General features: G+C 71.2%; 23 protein-coding genes. 6 read left to right on the top strand and 17 right to left on the bottom strand.

Annotated elements, in window-relative coordinates; all coding sequences use genetic code 11:
• From ABZ876_RS28380 to ABZ876_RS28455, 16 genes are all read right to left on the bottom strand, one after another.
• Positions 1-200, bottom strand: a 200-nt coding sequence (locus ABZ876_RS28380; RefSeq protein WP_361787096.1) for a flavodoxin-dependent (E)-4-hydroxy-3-methylbut-2-enyl-diphosphate synthase, incomplete at its 3' end; no start/stop codon positions are given.
• A gap of 4 nt (positions 201-204) precedes the next feature.
• Positions 205-1,236 carry an adenosyl-hopene transferase HpnH gene (gene hpnH, locus ABZ876_RS28385; protein WP_361787099.1) on the bottom strand — a complete coding sequence of 344 codons (1,032 nt, stop codon included), beginning with the start codon at positions 1,234-1,236 and terminating at the stop codon, positions 205-207.
• A 5-nt stretch (positions 1,237-1,241) separates the two neighbouring features.
• Complete coding sequence (locus ABZ876_RS28390; protein WP_361787101.1) at positions 1,242-1,883, bottom strand: 1-hydroxy-2-methyl-2-butenyl 4-diphosphate reductase; 642 nt, start codon at positions 1,881-1,883, stop codon at positions 1,242-1,244.
• Positions 1,883-3,883 carry a squalene--hopene cyclase gene (shc, locus tag ABZ876_RS28395; protein ID WP_361787104.1) on the bottom strand — a complete coding sequence of 667 codons (2,001 nt, stop codon included), beginning with the start codon at positions 3,881-3,883 and terminating at the stop codon, positions 1,883-1,885. The genes ABZ876_RS28390 and shc overlap by 1 nt, the downstream gene beginning before the upstream one ends.
• A 168-nt stretch (positions 3,884-4,051) precedes the next feature.
• Positions 4,052-5,188, bottom strand: coding sequence for a polyprenyl synthetase family protein (locus ABZ876_RS28400; RefSeq protein WP_361787429.1), 1,137 nt, complete (start codon positions 5,186-5,188; stop codon positions 4,052-4,054).
• Between the two features lie 2 nt (positions 5,189-5,190).
• On the bottom strand, positions 5,191-6,579 hold the full coding sequence (gene hpnE, locus ABZ876_RS28405; protein ID WP_361787431.1) for a hydroxysqualene dehydroxylase HpnE: 1,389 nt from the start codon (positions 6,577-6,579) through the stop codon (positions 5,191-5,193).
• A gap of 53 nt (positions 6,580-6,632) precedes the next feature.
• Entirely contained in the window at positions 6,633-6,773 is a 141-nt protein-coding gene (locus tag ABZ876_RS28410; RefSeq protein ID WP_361787107.1) for a DUF6380 family protein, read from the bottom strand.
• Complete coding sequence (hpnD, locus tag ABZ876_RS28415; protein ID WP_361787109.1) at positions 6,773-7,723, bottom strand: presqualene diphosphate synthase HpnD; 951 nt, start codon at positions 7,721-7,723, stop codon at positions 6,773-6,775. The genes ABZ876_RS28410 and hpnD overlap by 1 nt, the downstream gene beginning before the upstream one ends.
• The gene (gene hpnC, locus ABZ876_RS28420; protein ID WP_361787112.1) at positions 7,720-8,622 is read right to left on the bottom strand and encodes a squalene synthase HpnC; all 903 of its coding nucleotides are present in this window, start codon (positions 8,620-8,622) and stop codon (positions 7,720-7,722) included. The genes hpnD and hpnC overlap by 4 nt, the downstream gene beginning before the upstream one ends.
• A 360-nt stretch (positions 8,623-8,982) precedes the next feature.
• Complete coding sequence (locus ABZ876_RS28425; RefSeq protein WP_361787115.1) at positions 8,983-9,771, bottom strand: ABC transporter ATP-binding protein; 789 nt, start codon at positions 9,769-9,771, stop codon at positions 8,983-8,985.
• Positions 9,764-10,693, bottom strand: a complete 930-nt coding sequence (locus ABZ876_RS28430; RefSeq protein ID WP_361787118.1) for an ABC transporter permease — start codon at positions 10,691-10,693, stop codon at positions 9,764-9,766. The genes ABZ876_RS28425 and ABZ876_RS28430 overlap by 8 nt, the downstream gene beginning before the upstream one ends.
• Positions 10,694-10,793: 100 nt before the next feature.
• A complete protein-coding gene (locus tag ABZ876_RS28435) occupies positions 10,794-11,666 on the bottom strand; it encodes a glycosyltransferase (protein WP_361787433.1) in 873 nt (290 codons plus the stop codon).
• A gap of 8 nt (positions 11,667-11,674) precedes the next feature.
• Positions 11,675-12,454, bottom strand: coding sequence for a CDP-alcohol phosphatidyltransferase family protein (locus tag ABZ876_RS28440; protein WP_361787121.1), 780 nt, complete (start codon positions 12,452-12,454; stop codon positions 11,675-11,677).
• The gene (locus tag ABZ876_RS28445; protein WP_361787124.1) at positions 12,432-13,493 is read right to left on the bottom strand and encodes an iron-containing alcohol dehydrogenase family protein; all 1,062 of its coding nucleotides are present in this window, start codon (positions 13,491-13,493) and stop codon (positions 12,432-12,434) included. The genes ABZ876_RS28440 and ABZ876_RS28445 overlap by 23 nt, the downstream gene beginning before the upstream one ends.
• The gene (locus tag ABZ876_RS28450; protein WP_361787127.1) at positions 13,481-14,233 is read right to left on the bottom strand and encodes a phosphocholine cytidylyltransferase family protein; all 753 of its coding nucleotides are present in this window, start codon (positions 14,231-14,233) and stop codon (positions 13,481-13,483) included. The genes ABZ876_RS28445 and ABZ876_RS28450 overlap by 13 nt, the downstream gene beginning before the upstream one ends.
• Positions 14,230-16,035, bottom strand: a complete 1,806-nt coding sequence (locus ABZ876_RS28455) for a DUF5941 domain-containing protein (RefSeq protein WP_361787435.1) — start codon at positions 16,033-16,035, stop codon at positions 14,230-14,232. Before ABZ876_RS28455 ends, ABZ876_RS28450 begins: the two co-directional genes overlap by 4 nt.
• A gap of 346 nt (positions 16,036-16,381) precedes the next feature.
• Here ABZ876_RS28455 and galE point away from each other — a divergent pair, with 346 nt between their 5' ends.
• Positions 16,382-17,362 carry a UDP-glucose 4-epimerase GalE gene (gene galE, locus ABZ876_RS28460; protein WP_361787129.1) on the top strand — a complete coding sequence of 327 codons (981 nt, stop codon included), beginning with the start codon at positions 16,382-16,384 and terminating at the stop codon, positions 17,360-17,362.
• Between the two features lie 266 nt (positions 17,363-17,628).
• Entirely contained in the window at positions 17,629-18,222 is a 594-nt protein-coding gene (idi, locus tag ABZ876_RS28465; protein WP_361787132.1) for an isopentenyl-diphosphate Delta-isomerase, read from the top strand.
• A 96-nt stretch (positions 18,223-18,318) separates the two neighbouring features.
• Here the strand turns inward: idi and ABZ876_RS28470 are convergent, their stop codons facing one another.
• Positions 18,319-18,828, bottom strand: a complete 510-nt coding sequence (locus ABZ876_RS28470; RefSeq protein ID WP_361787437.1) for an ATP-binding protein — start codon at positions 18,826-18,828, stop codon at positions 18,319-18,321.
• A 290-nt stretch (positions 18,829-19,118) separates the two neighbouring features.
• Here ABZ876_RS28470 and ABZ876_RS28475 point away from each other — a divergent pair, with 290 nt between their 5' ends.
• From ABZ876_RS28475 to ABZ876_RS28490, 4 genes are all read left to right on the top strand, one after another.
• Entirely contained in the window at positions 19,119-19,868 is a 750-nt protein-coding gene (locus tag ABZ876_RS28475) for an enoyl-CoA hydratase-related protein (protein ID WP_361787135.1), read from the top strand.
• Between the two features lie 135 nt (positions 19,869-20,003).
• Complete coding sequence (locus ABZ876_RS28480; RefSeq protein WP_361787137.1) at positions 20,004-20,870, top strand: hypothetical protein; 867 nt, start codon at positions 20,004-20,006, stop codon at positions 20,868-20,870.
• Positions 20,871-20,922: 52 nt separating this feature from the next.
• On the top strand, positions 20,923-21,060 hold the full coding sequence (locus tag ABZ876_RS28485; RefSeq protein ID WP_361787140.1) for an LPFR motif small protein: 138 nt from the start codon (positions 20,923-20,925) through the stop codon (positions 21,058-21,060).
• Positions 21,061-21,192: 132 nt separating this feature from the next.
• A complete protein-coding gene (locus tag ABZ876_RS28490) occupies positions 21,193-23,613 on the top strand; it encodes a Tex family protein (protein ID WP_361787143.1) in 2,421 nt (806 codons plus the stop codon).
• The last annotated feature ends 42 nt before the right edge of the window (positions 23,614-23,655 follow it).

Consider the following 23,655-nt stretch of genomic DNA (forward strand, 5'->3'; position numbering starts at 1 on the left):
TGGCAGCCCGACGCCGTCAGCTCCGCGATCTGCTGCAACGTGGCACCGATGTCCGACGTACGCGTCGTCGTCATCGACTGCACCGACACCGGGGCCCCGCCCCCGACCGCCACCGGCCCGACGTGGATCCGCCGCGACACGCGTCGCTCGGCGATCGGACGGGCCGGTACCTCGGGGACGCCCAAGGAAACGGCGGTCATGACGTCACCCGTCGTTTCCGGGGTTCTGGGTGACCGTCTCGCGCATGGCCCGCAGGGACTCCTTGAGGGAGCCCATGGTGGCCAGCACGGCGGTCGGCTCGTAGCCGCAGTGCGCCATGCAGTTGGCGCAGCGCGGGTCCTTGCCGCGGCCGTACTTGTCCCAGTCGGTCTTCTCGATCAGCTCCCGGTACGTCGGCACATACCCGTCGCTCATCAGATAGCAGGGCCGCTGCCAGCCGAACAGCGAGTAGTTCGGGATCGCCCAGGCCGTGCAGGGGAAGTCGACCTTGCCCTCGAGGAAGTCGAGGAACAACGGCGAGTGGTTGAGCCGCCAGCGGCGCCGGTTGCCGCCCGCGAAGGCCTTCTTGAACAGCTCACGGGTCTGCTCCACGCCCAGGAAGTGCTCCTGGTCGGGCGCCTTCTCATAGGCGTAGGCGGGCGAGATCATCATCTCGTCCACCTTCAAGTCGTCGTTGAGGAAGTTGAGCACCTCGATGACGGTCTGCGGGGTGTCGGTGTTGAAGAAGGTCGAGTTGGTGGTGACCCGGAAGCCGCGCCGCTTGGCCTCCTTGATGGCCTCCACGGCCTCGTCGAACACGCCCTCCTTGGCCACGGACTCGTCGTGCCGCTCACGCAGGCCGTCGATGTGCACCGCGAACGCGAAGTACGGGGACGGCGTGAAGTCGTCCATCTTCTTGCGCAGCAGCATGGCGTTGGTGCAGAGGAAGACGTACTTCCTGCGCGCCACCAACTGCCGCACGATCTCGTCGATCTGCGGATGCATCAAGGGCTCGCCCCCGGCGATCGACACCATGGGCGCACCCGACTCCAGTACCGCGCCCACCGCCTGGGCCACCGGCATGCGCTGCTTCAGCACCCCCGCCGGGTGCTGGATCTTGCCACAGCCCTCGCACTTCAGATTGCAGGCGAAGAGGGGTTCAAGCTCGACGATGAGCGGAAACTTGTCCCGCCTGCGCAGCTTCTGTTCGAAGAGATAGGTCGCCACCTTGATGGACTGGCGCAGCGGCATGGCCATCTGGCTCACCTCCTGGGGAGCAGCAAGGATCGGTGCCATTCGAAGAAAGCGGGAAGGATGGCACGCAGTACGCGGAAAGCTGATATTCCACCGCGCAAGGTGCCGATCCGGACGAGTTCATGTTCTGGAGCGTCCACGACCACCCGGACGGCCGCAACCGGACGCGGGCCCGTCCGCACGGCGCTGCGGAGCGTGGCCGCGGACTCCATGTCGACCGCGATCGCTCCGGTCGCGAACAGTTCCGACCGTTCCTGACCACGGACGACGTGGTCAGAACCGGTGAGCGGTCCTGTGTGGACCATGCGCCCCGGGAAGCGGCGCACAAGCTCCTTGACGAGCAGGTCGGAGCGGACACAGGCGGTGGTGCCGCGCGGGTCCCGGGTCTCCTCGGCGACGACCAGGTCACCGGGGTGCATACCGGGCGCCAGCCCCGCACAGAACCCCGTGGCGAGGACGGCCGCCCCGGCGTGGGGCGGGTCGGCGAGCGCCCGGAGGACCGAGCGTTCCGCCGCCCGGGGTCCCATACCCGTACGGAGTAGTGTGACGCGCCCGTCGGCGCCGGTGCGGTCACCGCTGCGCAGGGCGAGGTGCTCGATGCCGAGCGCGCAGGCGATCAGCAGCGGGGCCGAGTCGGGCTTCCGGCTCATCAGCTCACCTTGGCCCCGGTGAACGGCTCGCCGTGGACGTAGCGGCCGAGCGCGGTGAGCGGGAAGACCTGCCGGTAGAGGTGGTAGTTGATGGAGAAGTCCCAGGGGAAGCCGGTGCCGGTGAAGTACGGCTCGTCCCAGGAGCCGTCCTCGTTCTGGGTACGGGAGAGGAACTCGATGCCGCGCTCCGCCGCCTTGCCCTCCCCTTCCCCGGCGGCCAGCAGCGCGAGCAGCGCCCACGCCGTCTGCGAGGCGGTGGAGGCGCCCCGGCCGCTCCACGCCCGGGCGTCGTGGTAGGAGCGCAGATCCTCGCCCCAGCCGCCGTCGTCGTTCTGTACGCGCTCCAGCCAGGAGACGGCCCTGCGGATCGCCGGGTGCGCCGCGGGGATGCCGGCGGCCACCAGTGCGGGCACCACCGAGCCGGTGCCGTAGACGTAGTTGACGCCCCAGCGGCCGAACCACGATCCGTCCGGCTCCTGTTCGGCCAGCAGCCACTCGATGCCGCGACGAGTGCGCGGGTCGTGGGAGAGCCCCTCGACCGCGAGCATCTCCACGACGTGCGCGGTGACGTCGGCCGACGGCGGGTCGATGACCTCGCCGAAGTCACAGAACGGCAGCCGGTTGGGGAAGGGGCTGGTGTTGTCGACGTCGAAGGCGCCCCATGCGCCGTTCCTGGACTGCATGCCGAGGTTCCAGCGGACCCCGCGTTCGATGGCCTTCTCGACGCGCTCCCGATCGGGATGGGCGATCCGGCGCAGTGCGAGGACGACCTCGGCGGTGTCGTCGATGTCCGGGTAGTTGTCGTTGTGGAACTCGAAGGCCCAGCCGCCCGGGGCGAGTTCAGGACGCCGTACCGACCAGTCGCCCGGCCGGACGATCTCTTCGCCGAGCATCCAGTCAGCGGCTTTGACCAGTTGCGGATGGTCGGCGGGCAGCCCCGCGTCGGCGAGCGCGATGGCCGCGAGGCAGGTGTCCCACACCGGGGACTGGCACGCCTCGATCATCCGGGCGCCGTCCTCGCGCCATACGGCGAAACGGTCCAGCGAGGCGATGCCCTCGCGCATCACGGGGTGCTGGAGGTCGTAACCGAGCAGATGCAGGGCGATGACCGAGTACACCGCGGGCGGCTGGATCCCGCCCCAGCAGCCGTCGTTCTCCTGCCGTTCGATGATCCAGCGGGCCGCTGTGTTCATCGCGGCTCTGCGCAGCCGGCGCGGGGCGACCTTGCGGAACTGGTGCAGCGCCTTGTCGAGCCGCTGGAAGACGCCTTCCCAACTGGCCACCGGGGAGAGGTCCTTGGCCGGGTTGGGTTCGTCGGGGTCGGTGTGCAGTTCGTCCAGCGGGAACGGCGCGGGGCGCACCGGGCGTTTCGCGGAGACGATGGTGAGCGGCACGATCGTCTGGCGGGCCCAGCACCCGAAGTCGTAGATGTTGAGCGGCATCCACTTCGGGAAGTAGATGAGTTCCGGCGGCAGTTCCGGCAGGTCCTCCCATTTCCACCAGCCGAAGAGGGCGAGCCAGATCCGGGTGAAGACACGGGAGGCGGCGATGCCGCCCTGGTCGCGGACCCAGGCGGCGGCCTTCGCCATATGGGGGGCGTCCGGCGCGTCTCCGGCCAGGCGCAGGGCGACGTACGCCTCGATGGTGGTGGACAGTTCGCCGGGTCCGCCGTAGAAGGTGGCCCAGGTGCCGTCCTCGCGCTGCTCACCACGGATGAACAGGGCGGCGGCCCGGGTGGTCTCCTCGTCGGAGATGCCGAGGAACTGACGGAGCAGCAGGTCCTCGGCGTCCATCGTGACGTTCGTCTCGAGGTCGCCCTTCCACCAGCCCTCGTCGTCCTGCCTGGCGAGCAGGAAGTCCGTCGCGCGCCGCAGGGCGCGCTCGGCGGCGTCTCGAGTGCCGACCGTCCCGGCCGCCTCCGGGAGCGGTACGTCGGTTTCGCTGGCCGAGGCAGCGCGGGGCGGCAGGGCCCCGGTGCTTCCGTCGGTCGTCGCTGTCATGGCTTCCCCTTCGTGCAGTCGTGCGAGTCGTGCTGCTGTGGGTCCGCCGTCGGCCGGTGGGCGTCGCGATGGGGGCCCGTCCGCTCATGAGGTCCCCCGCTCGGGCGAGGTCGAGAGTGGGCGAGGCACCGGCCGGCGACTACGCGAGGTGTATTCGACCGATACTGATCATCTCTTTCGTACGACGACGAAGTCGGCGAGCGCCGTGAACTGGGCGCGCACCTCCTGGGGCATCCGGACCGAGGACAGCGCCTCCACGGCGATCGTGTGCTGGCGGCGCGCCTCCTGGGCGGTCCACTCGCGGCCGCCCGCCTCCTCGATGAGCGCGGCGCGCGCGGCGAACTCCTCCTCCGAGAAGTTCTCGAAGTCGCTGCTCTTGGCGTCCTCCGCGAGCAGTCGTCCGAGCCGCTCGGAGGCGGGCCCGCCGGCCGCCAGCGCGGCCACGACCGGCAGGGACTTCTTGCGCTGACGCAGATCGCTCCAGGTCTGCTTGCCCGTGGCCTCCGGGTCGCCCCAGATGCCGAGGAGGTCGTCGACGGCCTGGAAGGCGAGGCCCAGGTGGTAGCCGTACTTCTCCAGGGTGTCGGCCATCGCGTCGTCGGCGCCGCCGAGCACCGCGCCGATGGAGGAGGCGCAGGCGAGCAGTGCGCCGGTCTTGTTGCCCTCCATCTCCAGGCACTCCGGGACGCTGACGCGGTCGCGGTGCTCATAGGAGATGTCCTGGGCCTGACCGTCGATCAGGGCCCGGGTGGCGGTGGTCAGACGGCGGGCGGCGCGTCCGGCCTCCACGGTGCCCAGCTCCAGCAGCACCTCGTTCGCCAGGGCGAACAGCGCGTCGCCGACGAGGATGGCCTGCGCGGGGCCGTGCACCTTCCACACGGTGTCGCGGTGGCGGCGCTGTTCGTCGCCGTCCATCAGGTCGTCGTGCAGCAGGGAGAAGTTGTGCACCAGCTCCACCGCGACCGCGCCGGGCACGCCCGCCTCGGGGTCCCGGCCCGCCGCCTGCGCGGAGAGCAGGGCCAGGGCGGGACGCACGGCCTTGCCGCCGTCGCCGTCCGCGGGGTTGCCCTCGGCGTCGATCCAGCCGAAGTGGTAGGCGGCGACGGTGTCCATGGGCGGTGCCAGGCGGTCCACTGCCTCCCGCAGCACCGGGGTGGCCAGGGTCCGGCCGCGCTCCAGGAGCGCGGACACATCCACCGCGGTCTCTCGAGCGGCCGTCTCGGCCGGGGGCACAGTGGGCACAGTCTCTCCTCTTGTTGCGATACCGGGGGTGCGGGAACCGGTTCCGTGCGTGGGGACGCTCATGGTCATGCCGCCTCCTCGAAGAGGTCGGGGAGGTGGGCGCCGGACCGGCCCAGGGCGCCCAGCGCGGCGCCCGCCGCGCTGACACCGCTGCGGACCGCACTCTCCATGGTCGCGGGCCACCCGGTGGCGGTCCACGCTCCGGCCAGGTAGAGGCCGGGGGCCTTGGTGCGGGCGCCGGGCCGCAGCCGCCCGACGCCGGGGCTGGGGGCGAACGTCGCCGTGCGCTCCCGGGTCACGAAGAAGTCCTTCACCTCGGCGCCTCGGGCGGCGGGCAACAGCCGTTCGAGTTCCGGGAGATAGCGGTCGCGCAGCACCGACACCGGCTCGTCGATCTCGTCCTGGGCGGCCGACTGGGACAGCGCGAGGTACTGGCCCTCGCGCAGCCCGGAGGCCTCGGTGCGGTCGAAGACCCACTGCACCGGGGAGCCGAGCGCCGCGAAGAACGGGCACCCGAGCACCTTGCGGTCGTAGACGACGTGGACGTTGAGGATGGGCGCCGTGCCGATCTCGAGCAGCCGCTCGGGGGCGTCGAGGGCTCCGGGCGGCAGCAGATCGTGCGACTCGCGCTGCGGCACGGCGAGGATCACCGCGTCGGTCTCGATGTGCTCGCCGGGAACCTGAACGCTCCAGCCGCCGTTCTCGTTAGGGGAGATGGAGGTGACGCGTGTACGGACCTCGGTACGGACGCCCGCGGAGTCGAGCGCCTTGCGGGCCAGCCGGTCGTGCAGTTCGCCCAGCGGGACGCGCGCCCAGCCGATGTCGGCCGCGCCTGGGTCGGACAGCAGACCCGTCTTGAACACCATCGCGGCGAGCCCGAGCGAGGCGTCGCCGGCCACCGCGTTGAGGGTGGCGACCCCGACCAGGTCCCACAGTGCCTCGACGGCACGCGCCGACTGGCCGTGCGCGGCCAGCCAGCTGCCGAAGTCCTGCGCATCGAGCGCGGGATCCGCGAGGTCCAGTGCTCGGAGCGCCAGTGCGGCACGCCCGACTCTGGCACGCTCGGCGAACGAGAGATGGGGGTAGGTGGCCAGGCTGCGCCCGAGGTGCAGGGGTACGGGCAGCGCGTCGCGCCGTAGTCTGCCGAGCCGTCGTCCCGGGGTGCCGTTCGCATCGAGAACGGGCACGTCGAGACGATCCTGCAAGGGTGCCAGCGCGGAGGCGTCGATGCGGTCGAGGAACCAGCGGTAAGCGGCGCAGCAGCGCAGATAGACGTGCTGGCCGTTGTCGACGGTCAGCTCGCCCCGGTGGAACGAGAAGGCGAGGCCGCCCAGCCGCGGCCGTCCCTCCAGCAGGGTGACCCCCACACCGGCGTCGGCGAGCGCCAGCGCGGCCGTGATCCCGGCGAGCCCCCCGCCGACCACCACGGCGGACGCTCCGGAGGCGGACGGCATCCCGCGGTGGGCCGGGATGTCCGCGGGCGGGTCCTCCGGGTGTGTGCCGTCGCTCATAGTCGTTCCTCCCCTGCCGGGCCGCCATGCTGCTTGAACGATGCACGGCGGACCGTCGCAGTCAGGGACGCCGCGCCGCACCGGAGGGTTGCCTGCCGCTTTTCGCCGGTGGCCACACCGCGCAGGGGGCCGCCCATCAGCCGCGCCTCCTGACCATGCGCCGGGAGACGTTCCGGGTATCGAGGCCGGAGAGGCCGCGCACGGCGACGTACGCCTTCTCACGTCCCGGCAGTGAGACCCGGCCGCGCAGCACGGCCTCGGGCTCGCGCTCGATGCGGTCGAGGAGCCGGCGGTAGATACCGGCCATGGCGGCGACGCAGGCGCCGCTGCGCCGGTCGAGCATGGGCAGCAGCCGGTAGCCCTCGGCGAACAGGGCGCGGGCCCGGCGCACTTCGAAGTGCACGAGGCCGGCGAAGTCTGAGCCCTCGGGCGGGGTCGGTCCGGCGAAGCCGGCCGAGCAGCCGAACTTGGCGAGGTCGTCGGCGGGCAGGTAGACGCGTCCTCCCTCGGCGTCCTCACGGATGTCCCGGAGGATGTTGGTGAGTTGCAGCGCAAGCCCGAGCGTGTCGGCATACTCCGGCGCGCGCTCCGCGCCGCGCGCCCCTGGTTCCGTGCCGAACACGCCGAGCGAGAGACGTCCGATGGCCCCGGCCACGCAGCGGCAGTAGACCTTCAGATCGTCCCAGGTCTCGTAGGTCTCGCCGCGTACGTCCATGAGCACGCCGTCGATGAGTTCGTCCAGACCGCCGAGCGGGATCGCGAAGTGAGCGGCGGCGTGGGTGAGGGCGACGGCGACCGGGTCCGTGTCGTCCTCGCCCACCCGTCCGTCCCGGATGCGGTCGAGCAGCGCCCGGGTCTCCTCCAGCCGTGCGGTCTTGACGTCGGCCGAGAGCGCGCCGTCGCCGATGTCGTCGACCCGTCGGGAGAACGCGTAGAGCGCCGACATCGCGCGGCGCTTGGGCGTCGGCAGGAGCCTGATGCCGTAGGCGAAGTTCCGGGCCTGCTGTCCGGTCACGGCCTCGCAGTAGCTGTACGCGGCGAGTACCGGCGGGGACACATGCTGTTCCGGCTCCACGGTCCGGATCACCCCTTTCCTCGCAGAGTCACGCCCACCTCGCGCAGCAACCGGAGCTTGCCGGGCTTGGGCGGGCCGGAAAGTACGTCGTAATCGGCGGCGGCGATCGCGCCGATCGCCGCCCTTCCTCCCGCCACGAAGCCCGCGAGCAGCAGCCTCAGCCTGCCGTGGACGCTACCCACCAGGGGGGCGCCTTCATTCAGGAGACCGCGGGCGCGTTCCCCTTCGTACGCAACCAGTGCACGCACGGACGCGCCTGTTGCGCTCATGGCGAGGTCCGTCTCCTGAACATGAAACCGCTTCATGTCCTCGGCGGGCAGATAGATCCGGTCACGGCCGAGGTCCTCGGCGACGTCCTGGAGATGCTCGACGATCTGCAGAGCCGTGCAGATCGCGTCGGAAAGGCGGACGCGCTCGGGGGTGGAGGTGCCGGTGACGGCCAGGACGAGCCGGCCGACCGGGTTTGCGGACAGTTCGCAGTAGGCGAGGAGGTCGTCGTACGTCTCGTACCGTCCGACGAGCTGGTCCTGGCGGTTGGCGGCGATCAGGCCGAGGAACGGCTCGGGGGTGAGGCCGGCGCGCCGGACCGTGGGCTGGAGGCGGCGCAGGAGGGGATGGCGCGGTGTCGAGCCGAAGACCCGGTGCAGGTCAGCCTCGAAGGCGTCCAGGAGGACGAGGCGGTCTTCGGCCTCCTCGGGCGACACGCCGAGGAGGCGGGCGTCGGCGCCACCGGGGGCGAGGTCGCCGTCGCCGATGTCGTCGACGAGACGGGCGAAGCCGTAGACGGCCATCAGATCGGCACGCCAGGCCCGGGGCAGGAAGAACGGCGCCACGGGGAAGTTCTCGCCCGCGGCCTTGTCGAGGGTGGCGCGCTCCGGGTCGCCGGTGCGCGTCGTCCCGGCTTCGGTCACCACTCGCCGCCCGGCGCGGAGACGGCACATGCCTCGCGGAGCTGGAGACTTTCCGTAGCCATTGCCGTCACATCTCCCGTTCTACACTGCCGACCCATTACATCCTATTTCGGACACGCCGCCCGGCCGTCCGCACAGCGCGGCGGGTAGGGGGTGTAGGGCATTATCGCCCCAGTTGCCGCGAATCAGCACCGGTACAGCTTACGTTGTACAACTAACGGAGCTTCGGCGGGGTGTCCCGCAGATCACAACAACACACCGATTGGCGTCAAGATTCCTATGCCCAGGCGGAGTTGGCGCTTCCTTTGCACACGCGGGGCCCGGCCGGAACGCTCCGGCCGGGCCCTTGGTCATGCGGGACTACTTGCCCGTGAACTTCTCGTACTCCTTGAGGACCTCTTCGGTCGGGCCGTCCATCCGCAGCTCACCGCGCTCCAGCCACAGGACGCGGTCGCAGGTGTCACGGATCGACTTGTTGTTGTGACTGACCAGAAACACCGTTCCCGCCTCCTTGCGCAGCTCCCGGATGCGGTCCTCGGAGCGCTTCTGGAACTTGCGGTCACCGGTGGCCAGGGCCTCGTCGATCATGAGGACGTCGTGGTCCTTGGCGGCAGCGATGGAGAAGCGCAGCCGCGCCGCCATGCCGGAGGAGTAGGTGCGCATCGGCAGGGTGATGAAGTCGCCCTTCTCGTTGATGCCGGAGAAGTCGACGATCTCCTGGTAGCGGTCCTTGATCTGCTCGCGGGACATGCCCATCGCGAGACCGCCCAGGATGACGTTCCGCTCGCCCGTCAGGTCGTTCATGAGGGCCGCGTTCACACCGAGCAGCGAGGGCTGGCCGTCGGTGTAGACCTTGCCCCGCTCGGGGGGCAGCAGCCCGGCGATGGCACGCAGCAGGGTGGACTTGCCGGAGCCGTTGGACCCGATCAGTCCGATGGCCTCGCCGCGGTAGGCGACGAAGGAGACGCCCCGGACGGCGTGCACCTTGCGCACCCCGCGCGCCGAGTCGTCGGAGCCTCGCTTGACGATGCGGCTCAGAGCGGCGGTCGCGCTGCCCTTGCCGGTCTTGGCGCCGTTGACGCGGTAGACGATGTGCAGCCCGTCCGCGATGACGGTGGGGATCCTGGCCCCGGAGTTCTGCTCAGCCACGGCCGTACCGCTCCTCCGCCTTCCAGAAGTACACGAACCCGCCGACGGCCACGGCCACGGCCCAGAAGAGCGCGATGGCCCAGACGTGCGGCGGGAGGTTCTCGGCACCGTAGTCCTTGATGAGCGCGAAGCGCATGAGGTCCATGTAGACGGCGGCCGGGTTCACCTGCAACGCGCGGATCACCCATTCGGGGCGGCCGGCGAGCATGGTGTGCAGGGAGAACATGACCCCGGAGGCGTACATCCAGGTGCGCAGGATGAACGGCATCAGCTGGGCGAGGTCCGGGGTCTTTGCGCCCATCCGGGCCACGATCAGCGCGAGGCCCGTGTTGAAGAGGAACTGGAGCACCAGGACCGGGACGATCAGCAGCCAGGACAGCCTCGGGTAGCTGCCGAAGCCCACGGCCACGGCGAACAGCACGATCATCGAGAAGAGCAGCTGCTGAAGCTGCTGGAGCGAGAACGAGACGGGCAGCGAGGCCCGCGGGAAGTGCAGGGCGCGCACCAGGCCCAGATTCCCGGAGATCGCCCTGACACCGGCCATGATCGAACTCTGGGTGAAGGTGAAGACGAACACACCGGTCACCAGGAAGGGGATGTACGTGCCGTGTGACATGCCCCGGCTGGCCTTGAGGATCAGCCCGAAGATCAGGTAGTACACGAACGCGTTCAGCAGCGGGGTGGCGACCTGCCACAGCTGTCCGAGCTTGGCCTGGCTGTACTGGGCGGTGAGCTTCGCCTGCGAGAAGGCGAGGATGAAGTGACGCCGCCCCCACAGCTGGCGGATGTACTCGGCGAGTCCGGGCCGGGCACCGCTCACCGAGAGTCCGTACTTGGCGGCCAGGTCGGCAGCGGTCAGCCCGTCGTCGGGCGACGGTCGGTCGCTCACCACGACACCGCCGTCATGCGTTGTCTCTCTCACAGGTTGGCAAACTCTCCGTTTTCGAAACGCGCGGCCTGCCCGCACACGGGTGGGAGCCGGGACATGGGCCCCACCCGCTGTTCTCCGACTATCGAGCTTGTCAGATCACCGGAGGCCGGCCCAGTCGGGTCAGCCGCCACACCGTACGCCACTTCATGGGCCGCCGGGGACCGCACGAAGCCGTCCAGCCCTCCTTGAAGCCGCCGAACCACGCCCTCAGGGCGGCCCGGGAGGGGCGGCGGAGCAGCGTCAGCAGCATCCACACGCCCAGATAGACCGGGACGAGAACGGCGGGAAGGTTGCGGCGGGCCAGCCAGACCCGGTTGCGGGCGACCATCCGGTGGTAGACCGCGTGCCGGGACGGCGCGGTCGTGGGATGGTACAGGACCATGTCCGACCGGTAGTCGATCATCCAGCCCGCGTCCAGGGCCCGCCACGCCAGGTCGGTCTCCTCGTGGGCGTAGAAGAACTCGTCCGGCAGTCCGCCGACCTCGGCGAAGACCTTCGTCCGGACGGCGTTGGCGCCGCCCAGGAAGGTGGTCACCCGCGAGGAGCGCATCGGGTCCGAGGCACGCAGACGCGGCACGTGGCGGCGCTGTGTCTCGCCGGTGTCGGGATCGGCGATCCGGAAGCTGATGATGCCGAGTTCCGGGTCCGCGGCGAAGGCCTGACGGCACAGCTCCGCGGTGTCGTTGCGGGCGAGCAGGCCGTCGTCGTCCAGGAAGAGCAGGACGTCCACCCGGCCGCCGCCGGGCCCGAACGCCTCGATGCCGACGTTGCGGCCGCCGGGGATGCCGAGATTCTCGGGCAGCTCGACGGTGCGGACGCCGTCGGGGACGTCCGGGACGGGCGAGCCGTTGCCGACCACGACGACCTCTACGGGCGCGCCGTCCTGTTTGGCGACCGAGTCGAGGAGGGCGCGCAGCTCGGCGGGGCGGTTGCCCATCGTGATGACGACCGCCCCGACCTTTATGTCGCCGCTCACTTCAGCCTGCTGGAGGCGAGGATGGACACGAGGTGCAGCAGCGTCTGCAGGAGCGCGATGCCGGCCAGCACGGCGACGCCGAGCCGCTCGAAGAACAGGTCGCCGCGGACCGCGTCGGCGATCGCCAGGACCAGGATCAGCAGGGATGCCTCGATACCGAGGACAAGGCGGTGGAACTTCAGCGCCGAGGCCGCCCTGCGGGCCAGCGCCAGACCGGACGAGCGCGGCTCGGCGGCCGCCTCCTTGACCGGCGGCAGCCCGCCCTGGTGCCGGGCCACACCGACGAGATCGGTCTCGGCCTTGATCAGGACGGCGCCGAGCGCGGCGAGGGTGCCGAGGAAGGCCCACAGCCAGTCGATGCGCCCGGAACCCCACAGATCGGCGGCGCGCAGACCGAAGCCGACCAGCACCGCCGCGTCGCACAGATACGCGCCGACCCGGTCCAGGTACACCCCGCCGAGCGAGAACTGCTTCTTCCAGCGGGCTATCTCGCCGTCGACGCAGTCGAGGAGCAGGTAGAGCTGGACCATCACCACGCCGAGCACGGCGCCCGCGATGCCCGGCACCAGCAGGGCCGGGGCGGCGAGGACGCCGAAGACGGTCATCAGGTAGGTGAGCTGGTTGGGCGTGACCCTGGTGTTCACCAGGTAACGGTCGACCCGCAGCGAGACCTCGCGCATGTAGAGGCGTCCCGCCCAGTGCTCACCACTGCGCCGGTCCTTCACCCCTGCCGGGTGGACGACAGGGCGGAGTTCAGCTACGGATGGCCTTGGCATAGTCGGCGTAGGTGTCCTTGATCTGGTCGGTCTTCAGGTCGAGGTGTTCGAGGATCGTGTAGCGGCCGGGTCGGGTCTGCGGGGCGAACTCCACGACCCGGACGAACTCGTCCACCGTGAAGCCGATCTCCTCCGGCAGTACCGGCAGCCCGTGCCGGCGCAGCACCTGAGCCATGTACGCCGACTCCTCGTGCGCCCCGCGCAGATACATCGCGAAGGCCGCGCCCAGTCCGCACTGCTCGCCGTGAGCGGCCGCGCGCCGGGGGAACAGCAGGTCGAACGCGTGGTTGATCTCGTGGCAGGCGCCGGAGGACGGGCGGGAGTCGCCCGACACCGACATGGCGATCCCGCTGAGGACCAGGGCCTCGGCCAGCACCTGGAGGAAGCCGTTGTCGCCGATGCCGCCGGGGTGGCGCAGCACCGCCTCGCCGGCCTGCCGGGCCATGGCCGCGGCCAGCCCGTCGATCTTCTCGCCGGTGACGCGGTTGGCCAGCTCCCAGTCCGCGATCGCGGAGATGTTCGACACGGCGTCGCCGATGCCCGCGCGCACGAAGCGCACCGGGGCCTCACGGATGACATCCAGGTCGATGACGACCGCGATCGGGTTCGGCACGCCGTAGGAGCCCCGGCCGGCGTCGTTGTCGAGGGTGGCCACGGGGGAGCACAGGCCGTCGTGGGCGAGGTTCGTGGGCACGGCGACCAGCGGCAGGCCGACGCGCGCCGCGGCGAACTTGGCACAGTCGATGATCTTGCCGCCGCCCAGGCCCACGAGCGCCTCGTAGTGGCCCGCCTTCATGTCGCCGGCCAGCCGCACCGCGTCGTCGAGGGTGCCGCCGCCGACCTCGTACCAGGTGGCGCCGGGCAGGCTGGGCGCGAGCCGCTCGCGCAGCCGGGCGCCCGAACCGTCGCTGACGGCGACGGCCAGCTTGCCCGAGTGCGAGATGCGCTCGTCCGCGAGCACGCCGGCCAGGTCGTCGAGGGCACCCGGGCGGATGTCGACGACGACCGGCGAGGGAATGAGTCTCGTCAGTACCGGCACGCGATTTCCCGTCCTCGGGCCAGGTCGTCGTGGTTGTCGATCTCGACCCACGGAACGTCGCCGATGGGGGCCACGTCGATCTTGAAGCCGCGGTTGACGAGCTCCTGGTAGCCGTGCTCGTAGAACTGCTGCGGGTCGGTCTCCCACACCGTCTTCAGCGCGTCGGCCAGCTCCCCGGCCGCCTCGCCCTCGATGAGGGTGACGCCGATGTACTCGCCGGTGGCCTCGGACGGCTCCATCAGCTTGGTGATCTTGCGGACGCCCTTGTCGGGGTCCACGACGACCTTCATCTCCTCGTCGGCGAGGTTCTTCACCGTGTCGAGGGCGAGAATGATCCTCTTGCCGTCGCCGCGCGCGGCGAGCAGCGTCTTCTCCACGGAGACGGGGTGCACGGTGTCGCCGTTGGCGAGGATCACGCCGTCCTTGAGGGCGTCACGGCCGCACCACAGGGAGTAGGCGTTGTTCCACTCCTCGGCCTTGTCGTTGTCGATGAGGGTGAGCTTCAGGCCGTACTTCCGCTCGAGGGCCTCCCTGCGCTCGTACACGGCCTCCTTGCGGTAGCCGACGATGATCGCGGCCTCGGTCAGACCGACCTCGGCGAAGTTGCCGAGGGTGAGGTCCAGGACCGTGAGGCCGTCCTCTGTACCCGCGGGCCCGACCGGCACCAGAGCCTTGGGCAGGGTGTCGGTGTAGGGGCGCAGACGCCGTCCGGCGCCGGCCGCCAGCACAAGGCCGATCATGCGGGTTCTCCTTCATCGTGTACGGCGGGTGCACCGACCTTGTGGGCGGACACCCAGAAGCGGATGCTCTCCACGAGCACCACCAGGGCCACGTAGACGGCGAGGACCGTGAGCGCGACCTTGAACTGCGCCGCGGTGAGCAGCGCGGCCAGGATCGTGACCACCAGCGTCCGGACTTCGTGCCCCCCGACGGCGCGCACCAGCCGGCGCGGCGGCGCGCCGGCGTCGCCGCGGATGCGGTACACCGTGTCGTAGTGATGGTAGGCGACGGCCGCCACCAGCCCGAAAGCCGCGGGCAGTACTCCGTTCACCCCGGATTTGGCCGCCAGTATGAGGACGGTGCCGTATTCGGCGGCCCGGAAGAAGGGCGGGACGAGCCAGCCGAGGGCGCCCTTGAGGGGGTGGGCTACGGCTTCGGCCGCCAGCAGGACATACGCGCCGGCGAGCAGGACGAGCTGCCAGGAGGGGCCGAAGAACCAGGCCCCGAGCACCACCAGGAGAGCGCCGGCGGCAGCGCTGAGGGGGGCGGTGCCGCGGGCCCTGCCCCGCAGCACGGGGATCAGCAGCTCGGTCAGCGGCCCGCTGTCCGCCAGGTCCGCCAGCGCCTGCGCCGCCCGGTCGGTCCTTCGGGCCCTGCGCGTCAGCGAGCGCAGGACACGGCCCGCCGTGGTGTACGTCGCCGCGAACGCGCAGCCGACGAGCAGGGCGACGAAGGTGATCCGGGGGGTGGTGGCCGCCGTCAGGACGGCGATCAGTGCCCAGCGTTCCCCGATGGGCAGGACGATCATCCGGCGCACCCAGACCGTCCAGCCGACGCTGTCGAGGCGGTCCGAGAGGGCGGCGGTGGGGCTGGTGTTGGCGGTCGCGTCGTGGTTGGCCTCGTTGAAGGCGAAGTCCACGACGTGCCGGCAGGTCTGAAGGATCATCGCGCCCAGGGCGAGCGCCCAGACGTCGTCGCCGCCACGGGCCGCGCCGAGGGCGAGACCCGCGTAGTAGGCGTACTCCTTGGCGCGGTCGAAGGTGGCGTCGAGCCAGGCGCCGAGCGTGGAGTACTGAAGCGAGTAGCGGGCGAGCTGGCCGTCGGTGCAGTCGAGGACAAAGGACAGGATCAGCAGGACGCCTGCGGCGATGAAGCCGCCGCGGGTGCCGGTGGCCGCGCAGCCCGCCGCGATCAGGGCGGTGAGCAGCGAGGCGGTGGTGACCTGGTTGGGGGTCATGCCCCGGCGGGCGCACCAGCGGGCGAGGTAGCGCGAGTAGGGGCTGATGAAGTGCGTGGTGAAGAAGCCGTCGCGGGCCTTGACGGCGCTGCGCAGACGTATGGCCTCGTCGTCGACGGCCGAGACCGCCTGGCGGGCCTCGTTGCGGGCCTGGGGGTCGGCGGGGACGGCGGCGACCAGCGTGCCCAGCTCGGGGCGGTGGACCGGGACGCCGTCGGCGTCGAGGGCCTCGGCGAGGCGCTCGGCGAGGTTTCCGGTGACGACCGGCGCGCCGCCGGTGGCCGCGGAGGTCTCGCGGGCCAGGGCCCGGGTGAGCGCCTGGCGGGCGGTGGGCTGTGCCGTGACGGCACCGGGGACGGCGGCGGCCGGGAAGCGGGGGTCGGTCAGACCGAGCCGCAAGGCGTGCGGATGACCCACGAAGCGGCTGTCGACGATCGCGACGCGCTGATCCGCCGGCACGGCGGCCAGGAGCGTCTCGGCGTCACCGGTGTCGGTGGCGACCCGCACGTCGAAGCCGAGGGACCGCAGATCGCCCTCGAGCGACGATCCGGGGACCGGCTGTCCGGTGAGGATGGCGGTCGACAGACGAACTCACTCCCTGAGGCCCGACGCGTACGGGCGTCGGTCGTGTGTGTGGTGTGGGACACCCCGGGCAGGGGCCGGGCGGCATGTCGGCAGAGGCTATCGGATGCCGGAAGGCCGGTGTTCACCGGCCGTTCATGGGCCGATCAACCCGGCCTGCATCTCCGCCGCCGCGATCATCATCGGGGATCGGATGGGCACGCCACAAACTGCGGGTGCATACCCGCACAATCGCGACATGGCGGTCCGCTTTATGGGCCGCACTCACGGCATGACGCCTCCGGAGGCACCTTCCGCCCCCTTCCCGCACCGGATCCCTGTTCACCGAGCAGGCATAGGGTGAGGGCCCATGACATGGCTGATCACCGGCGGGGCCGGTTACATCGGGGCTCACGTGGCGCGGGCGATGGCCACGGAAGGCGAGCGCGTCCTGGTCCTGGACGACCTCTCCACCGGGGTGCCCGCGCGCCTGCCCGAGAGCATTCCGCTGGTGCATGGCTCCTCACTGGACGGCCGGCTGCTGAAGCGGGTCCTGTCCGAGCACGCGGTGACCGGTGTGGTGCACCTGGCGGCGCGCAAGCAGGTCGCGGAGTCGGTGGCCCAGCCGACGCGCTACTACCAGGAGAACGTGGGCGGTCTTGCGACGCTGCTGGAGGCGGTCGCCGAGGCGGGGATCGAGCGGTTCCTGTTCTCCTCGTCGGCGGCCGTCTACGGCAATCCCGATGTCGACCTCATCACGGAGGACACGCCCTGCGCCCCTATGAGCCCGTACGGCGAGACGAAGCTCGCGGGCGAGTGGCTGGTGCGGGCGGCGGGCCGGGCGCACGGGATGGCGACGGCATGTCTGCGCTATTTCAATGTGGCGGGGGCGGCCGAGCCGCAGCTGGCCGACACCGGTGTTTTCAACGTCGTACCCATGGTGTTCGACCGGCTGACCCGCGGAGAGGCCCCGCGGATCTTCGGTGACGACTATCCGACTCCCGACGGCACCTGTGTACGCGATTACATCCACGTCGCCGACCTCGCCGAGGCGCACCTCGCGGCGGCCCGGCGGCTGGCCGCGGGCGCGACGGGTGACCTGACCGTGAACGTCGGCCGTGGTGAGGGTGTCTCGGTGCGTGAGCTGGTCACGCTCATCGGTGAGGTGACCGGCGACACCACGCCGCCGGTCGTCGAGGCGCGCCGCCCCGGTGACGCGCCCCGCGCGGTCGCGTCGGCCGCGCTGGCCGGGCGGGAGCTGGGCTGGAGCGCCCGGCGCGGAGTGCGGGAGATGGTGGAGTCGGCCTGGCGGGGCTGGCTGCTGCACCACCCGGAGGCGCGTCACGGCTGAGCGGGCAGGACCGTCCGCCGCGGGGCGTGCGGGCCGGGCATGCGGCGCGCATCCGTGCGCCGGCCTTCCGGAGCGCCCGGTGGGACGGTTCCCGCTCTGCGGCACTGGGCACGATCAGGTATCCGGCCGCTTCCGGCGTCTGTTCCGTGAGGGCGTAGAGCCCGTCCGGACGGGCCGGTGCGGGACATGCGGGAAGTCGCGAAGTGCCGGGAGTGCCGGATTCGTACGGCAGACTTGGGACTGGACAACCGATGCGAAGGATGGGTATGCCGATCACACCTGCCACCGCGACGCACCGTTCGCCGAACGGCACCGCTGAAGCGATCCTGCTGGAGCTGGTCGACGAGGACGGCGCCACCATCGGCACGGCGGAGAAGCTCGCCGCCCATCAGCCGCCCGGCCGGCTGCATCGCGCGTTCTCGGTGTTCCTCTTCGACGAGCGCGGCCGGCTGCTGCTCCAGCAGCGGGCGCTCGGCAAGTACCACTCCCCCGGTGTCTGGTCGAACACCTGCTGCGGCCATCCCTACCCGGGTGAGGCACCGTTCGCGGCGGCGGCCCGGCGGACCTACGAGGAGCTGGGGATCTCCCCGTCGCTGCTGGCCGAGGCGGGCACGGTGCGCTACAACCACCCGGACCCGGACTCCGGCCTGGTGGAGCAGGAGTACAACCATCTCTTCGTGGGGCTTGTGCAGTCCCCTGTGCGCCCGGATCCGGGGGAGGTCGGGGCGACGGCCTTCGTGACCGCCGCGGAGCTTGCCGAGCGGCACGCGAAGGACCCGTTCTCTTCGTGGTTCATGACGGTCCTGGACGCCGCGCGGGGCGCGATCAGAGAGCTGACGGGGCCGTCCGCGGGCTGGTGACCCGCCTGCGCGGGCCGTGGCCCGGGAGGCCGTCCGGCCCCGATCGGCCGGGCGGACCCCCGGGGGCGGGCGGAGCCGTGACGGTGGGGAGCCGGCTCACGGGAACCGTGTGGGTTTGAGGGGAAGCGCGGTCCAGATCACCTTGCCGCCGCTCGCCGTGTGTTCGACGTCGCACACTCCGCCGGCCTCCCTGGTGACCTCACGGACCAGAAGCAGTCCGCGGCCTCCGGTCTGCCCGTGGTCGGCCTCCAGCGCGCTGGGGCGATAGGGGTGCTCGTCCTCCACCGACACCCGCACCCACTCCGGGCCCACGGCGACCTCGACGGCGAGCATCGGCGACAGCAGCGCCGCGTGCCGTACCGCGTTGGTGACCAGTTCGGAGACGATCAGCAGCAGGGCGTACACGGTGTCGTCCGAGACGGGCACGCCCTGGCGGGCGAGCAGATCCCGGACGGCGTGCCTCGCCTGCGGCACCGAGGCCTCCACGGCGGCGGCCGTGAAGCGCCAGACCCCCTCGTACGGCAGCGGCGCCGACGGCCGTGGGCCGTCCGGTTCGTTCCCGCCGCGTTCAGGGCGCGGGTCGGCCCCCCGCCCTCTGTTCTCCATAGCCCGGTCGCCACCCTCGCGCTCGATTGTCACCACGCGTCGAGTGTTGGGAATGCGCTGGTCCGCCCCTAATGACTGAGCACAAGTCAGCTGGTATCGACGACAATTTGACCGTTGGCGTATGACGCGGTCGTTTGCATGACCGCTCCTGTCCTCCCTCGGGCCGACTTCGGAACTTTTCGGGTTGTACGGGTTCGAGGGCGGGGCCGCGGCCGTCCGAGCCGGCGGCGTCCGCTCGCCGCGGACCCTTGGTGATCGGGCGTCCTGGAGGTGCGGATAGCATCCGGCCCATGGAGCCGCAGCTGCTGCACCGCGTCACCGACGGGGTCGCGACCGTCGTCATCCACCATCCGGCCAAGCGGAACGCCATGACGGCCGGCATGTGGGAGGCGCTGCCGCCGCTGCTCGAGGGGCTGGCGGCCGATCCGGCCGTGCGGGTTCTGGTGCTCACCGGAGAGGGCGGGACCTTCTGTGCGGGGGCCGACATCTCGACGCTGCGGGGGTCGCCGGAGAAGGCACAGAGCCTGGCCGTGCTGGCCGAGGAGGCGCTGGCCGCCTTCCCCAAGCCGACGCTGGCGGCGATCCGCGGCCACTGCGTGGGCGGCGGTTCGCAGCTCGCGGCGGCCTGCGATCTGCGATTCGCCGAGGAGGGGGCGCTCTTCGGGGTGACTCCGGCCAAGCTGGGGATCGTCTACCCGGCCTCCTCCAGCCGACGGCTGGTGGCGCTGGTGGGTCCCGGCACGGCCAAGTACCTGCTGTTCTCGGGCGAGTTGATCGACTCGGCGCGGGCACTGCGCACGGGTCTGGTCGACGAGGTACTACCCGAGGGCGAACTCGCCAAGAGGGTGGCCGAGTTCACGCGCGTCCTGGCCGTGCGCTCGCAGCTGACGCAGGCCGCGGCCAAGGAGTTCGCGAACGGGCGGACGGACCGGGACGCCTACTGGGCCGAGCAGGCGCGCGCCGGCGGCGACACCGCGGAGGGCGTCGCGGCCTTCCTGGAGCGCAGGCAGCCCCGGTTCACCTGGACCACGTCGGGGTGAAGCGCGTGTCGACGCCCTGCAGACGTGCGGCGCCTCCAGTCCCGGCACACGCCGTCACGACGACCGAGCGGCATTTTCCGGCCGTCGTACGCCCGGCCACCGACCGCATACCAACCAGTCGGTAGCCTGCCCGGCATGACTCCTCCTCTGCCGGAGCGCGCCGGACGGCGCTGCCACAACGTGATCAATCCCCTGCACTCGACGCACTACTTCTCACCGGATCTCGAACGGGAAATGACCGCCCTGGGTGTCGACGACCCAAGGGCCGCCTACTTCGCGGTACGGGCTGCCGCGATGGGGCCCGTGGGCGCGGGCGTGGTGACGGCGGCGTTCTACAACTTCAGCCCCGAACTGGTGGCACGACATGTGCCCGCCGTGTGGGAGACGGCGTCGCCTCAGGTGGTGCTCGCGGCACGCGCGCGTGCCGTGGACGCGACCCTGCGACGACTCCTCGGCGAGGAGGCGGTCACCGCCAAGGAGATGACCGAGGCGGCGGAGCTTGCGCTGCGCGCCGCCGAGGCGTGTACCCGGCACGCGCGCCCCCTGTACGCGGCCCACGCCGACCTGCCGGTGCCGGAGGAGCCCCATCTGGCGTTGTGGCACGCGGCCACGCTGCTGCGCGAGCACCGCGGCGACGGCCACCTCGCGGTGCTGCTGCGCGCGGAGCTCGATCCGCTGGAGGCGCTCGTGACGCACAGCGCGACGGGCAAGGGCATGTCCCTGCGGTGGATCCTCGCCACGCGCGGCTGGAGCCGGGAGGACTGGGACGCGGCGTGCGAGCGGCTGCGCGAGCGGGGACTGCTGGGCACGGACGGCGCGTTGACCGAGGCGGGCATCGCGCTGCGCGGGGACCTCGAGGCGGAGACCGACCGTCTGGACCGGGCTCCGTACGAGCACCTCGGCGCCGCGGGTGTCGCACGGCTGTCGGAGCTGGCGGGTGCCCTGCTGATGCGGGCCCTCGAGGCCGGCGCCTTCCCGGAGGGCCTGACCGGCAAGGGATGAGGCGCCCGGGCGTCACCCCGGCGGACACGCCGGGGTGACGAAAGGGAAAACGGTGTTCCGTGCGATCGCGGACCTGCTGCGCCGGATCGGCGGGGCCGTCGCCACAGTGGTGACTCTGCCGTTCCGGGCTCTGGCCAGGCTGTTCGGCGGCGCGTCGGCCTCGGCACGGCGGGGAGCACGCCGGGCCTGAGCGGCCCCTTCCGGGGAGCGGCGGAGTCGGGAGACCGCCCCGTGGCTCCCCGATCCCTGCCCTGACCCACCGTTGTCGGTGCGACCTGCCACAATTGCCGCGCAACCTCAGTGGAGAAGGCGGTACGGGATCGTGACGACACCCCTCGTAGGGTCCATCGAAGGCAGGATCGCCGAGGAGCTCGGCGTACGGGAGCGGCAGGTGAAGGCCGCGGTCGAGCTGCTCGACGGCGGCTCGACAGTGCCCTTCATCGCCCGCTACCGCAAGGAAGCGACCGAGATGCTCGACGACGCGCAGCTGCGCACGATCGAGGAGCGGCTGCGCTATCTGCGGGAGCTGGAGGAGCGGCGCGCGGCGATCCTGGAGTCGGTGCGCGAGCAGGGCAAGCTCACCGAGGAGCTGGAGGCGCAGATCCGGGGCGCGGAGACCAAGGCGCGCCTGGAGGACATCTATCTGCCGTACAAGCCGAAGCGGCGCACCAAGGCGCAGATCGCGCGGGAGGCCGGTCTGGAGCCGCTGGCCGAGGGCCTGCTCGATGACCCGACGGTGGAGCCGCTCGCGGCGGCCGCCGCCTTCGTCGACGCCGACAAGGGAGTGCCCGACACGCAGACCGCGCTCGACGGCGCGCGGTCGATCCTCACCGAGCGCTTCTCGGAGGACGCGGACCTGATCGGCGAGCTGCGCGAGCGCATGTGGGGGCGTGGGCGCCTGGCCGCCAAGGTGCGGGAGGGCAAGGAGGAGGCCGGCGCCAAGTTCGCCGACTACTTCGACTTCGCCGAGCCCTTCACCGAGCTGCCCTCCCACCGCATCCTCGCCATGCTGCGCGGCGAGAAGGAGGAGGTTCTCGACCTGACCCTGGAGCCGGAGGAGCCGGCCGAATCGGCGACGGGCCCGTCGTCCTACGAGGCCATCGTGGCGAACCGCTTCGGCGTGGCCGACCGGGGCCGCCCGGCCGACAAGTGGCTGGTGGACACGGTCCGCTGGGCCTGGCGCACCCGCATCCTGGTGCACCTCGGCATCGACCTGCGTCTGAGGCTCCGCACGGCCGCCGAGGACGAGGCGGTGGCGGTCTTCGCGGCGAACCTGCGCGATCTGCTGCTCGCCGCCCCCGCCGGCACCCGCGCGACCCTGGGCCTGGATCCCGGGTTCCGCACGGGCGTGAAGGTGGCCGTGGTGGACGCGACCGGCAAGGTCGTGGCCACCGATGTGATCTATCCGCACGTCCCGGCCAACAAGTGGGACGAGGCGATCGCCAAGCTGGCGCGGCTGGCCGAGCAGCACGCGGTCGAGCTGGTGGCGATCGGCAACGGCACGGCGTCGCGGGAGACCGACAAGCTCGCGGCCGAGCTGATCAGCAGGCATCCGGAGCTGAAGCTCACCAAGGTGATGGTCTCCGAGGCGGGTGCCTCGGTGTACTCCGCCTCCGCCTTCGCCTCGCAGGAGCTGCCGGACATGGACGTGTCGCTGCGCGGCGCGGTCTCCATCGCCCGTCGTCTGCAGGACCCGCTAGCCGAGCTGGTGAAGATCGACCCGAAGTCCATCGGCGTCGGCCAGTACCAGCACGACCTGTCCGAGGTGAAGCTGTCGCGTTCGCTGGACGCGGTGGTCGAGGACTGTGTGAACGGCGTGGGCGTGGACGTCAACACGGCCTCCGCGCCGCTGCTCGCCCGGGTCTCCGGCATCTCCTCCGGACTTGCCGAGAACATCGTGGCCTACCGTGACGCCAACGGGCCGTTCGCCGCCCGTTCGGAGCTGAAGAAGGTGGCGCGGCTCGGGCCCAAGGCGTACGAGCAGTGCGCGGGCTTCCTGCGGATCCGGGGCGGCGACGACCCGCTGGACGCCTCCAGCGTTCACCCGGAGGCGTACCCGGTGGTGCGCCGCATGGTGAAGACCGTGGGCCAGGAGGTGGCCTCGCTGATCGGCAACACGGCGGTGCTGCGCTCACTGAAGGCGTCCGAGTTCGTGGACGAGACGTTCGGTCTGCCGACCGTGACCGACATCCTCAAGGAACTGGAGAAGCCGGGACGCGACCCGCGACCCGCGTTCAAGACGGCCACCTTCAAGGAGGGCGTGGAGAAGATCTCCGACCTGTCCTCGGGGATGGTGCTGGAGGGCGTGGTCACGAATGTCGCCGCGTTCGGAGCGTTCGTGGACGTCGGTGTCCACCAGGACGGTCTGGTGCATGTGTCCGCGATGTCCAAGACGTTTGTCAAGGACCCGCGGGACGTGGTGAAGCCGGGCGACATCGTCAAGGTGAAGGTGCTGGACGTCGACATCCCGCGCAAGCGGATCTCGCTGACGCTGCGGCTGGAGGACGAGGCCGCTCCGCAGGGGCAGCAGGGCGGCGGCCGCCAGCAGCGCGGCGGGCGGCCTCCCCAGCAGCGGCAGGGCCGTCAGGGCGGCGGTGGCTCCCGGCAGGACGGTGGCTCGCGGCAGGGCGGTGGCTCCCGGCAGGGCGGTGGCTCCCGGCAGGCGCCCGCGCCGGCCAACAGCGCGATGGCCGACGCACTGCGCCGCGCGGGTCTGCTCGACAAGGACAACGGCCGCCGCTGAGCGGTCCGGGCCCGGACCCTCGTCGTGCCACGGGGGCCCGGG

It is taken from the genome of Streptomyces sp. NPDC046931 (assembly GCF_040644655.1).
GTDB lineage: Bacteria > Actinomycetota > Actinomycetes > Streptomycetales > Streptomycetaceae > Streptomyces.

Excerpts from the sequence above, each read along its gene's own strand:
- hpnH (WP_361787099.1), bottom strand. The coding sequence starts at position 1,236 with ATGGCCATGCCGCTGCGCCAGTCCATCAAGGTGGCGACCTATCTCTTC.
- ABZ876_RS28390 (WP_361787101.1), bottom strand. The coding sequence starts at position 1,883 with ATGAGCCGGAAGCCCGACTCGGCCCCGCTGCTGATCGCCTGCGCGCTC.
- shc (WP_361787104.1), bottom strand. The coding sequence starts at position 3,883 with ATGACAGCGACGACCGACGGAAGCACCGGGGCCCTGCCGCCCCGCGCT.
- ABZ876_RS28400 (WP_361787429.1), bottom strand. The coding sequence starts at position 5,188 with ATGAGCGTCCCCACGCACGGAACCGGTTCCCGCACCCCCGGTATCGCA.
- hpnE (WP_361787431.1), bottom strand. The coding sequence starts at position 6,579 with ATGCCGTCCGCCTCCGGAGCGTCCGCCGTGGTGGTCGGCGGGGGGCTC.
- ABZ876_RS28410 (WP_361787107.1), bottom strand. The coding sequence starts at position 6,773 with ATGGGCGGCCCCCTGCGCGGTGTGGCCACCGGCGAAAAGCGGCAGGCA.
- ABZ876_RS28440 (WP_361787121.1), bottom strand. The coding sequence starts at position 12,454 with ATGCCAAGGCCATCCGTAGCTGAACTCCGCCCTGTCGTCCACCCGGCA.
- ABZ876_RS28450 (WP_361787127.1), bottom strand. The coding sequence starts at position 14,233 with ATGATCGGCCTTGTGCTGGCGGCCGGCGCCGGACGGCGTCTGCGCCCC.
- galE (WP_361787129.1), top strand. The coding sequence starts at position 16,382 with ATGACATGGCTGATCACCGGCGGGGCCGGTTACATCGGGGCTCACGTG.
- idi (WP_361787132.1), top strand. The coding sequence starts at position 17,629 with ATGCCGATCACACCTGCCACCGCGACGCACCGTTCGCCGAACGGCACC.
- ABZ876_RS28470 (WP_361787437.1), bottom strand. The coding sequence starts at position 18,828 with ATGGAGAACAGAGGGCGGGGGGCCGACCCGCGCCCTGAACGCGGCGGG.
- ABZ876_RS28475 (WP_361787135.1), top strand. The coding sequence starts at position 19,119 with ATGGAGCCGCAGCTGCTGCACCGCGTCACCGACGGGGTCGCGACCGTC.
- ABZ876_RS28480 (WP_361787137.1), top strand. The coding sequence starts at position 20,004 with ATGACTCCTCCTCTGCCGGAGCGCGCCGGACGGCGCTGCCACAACGTG.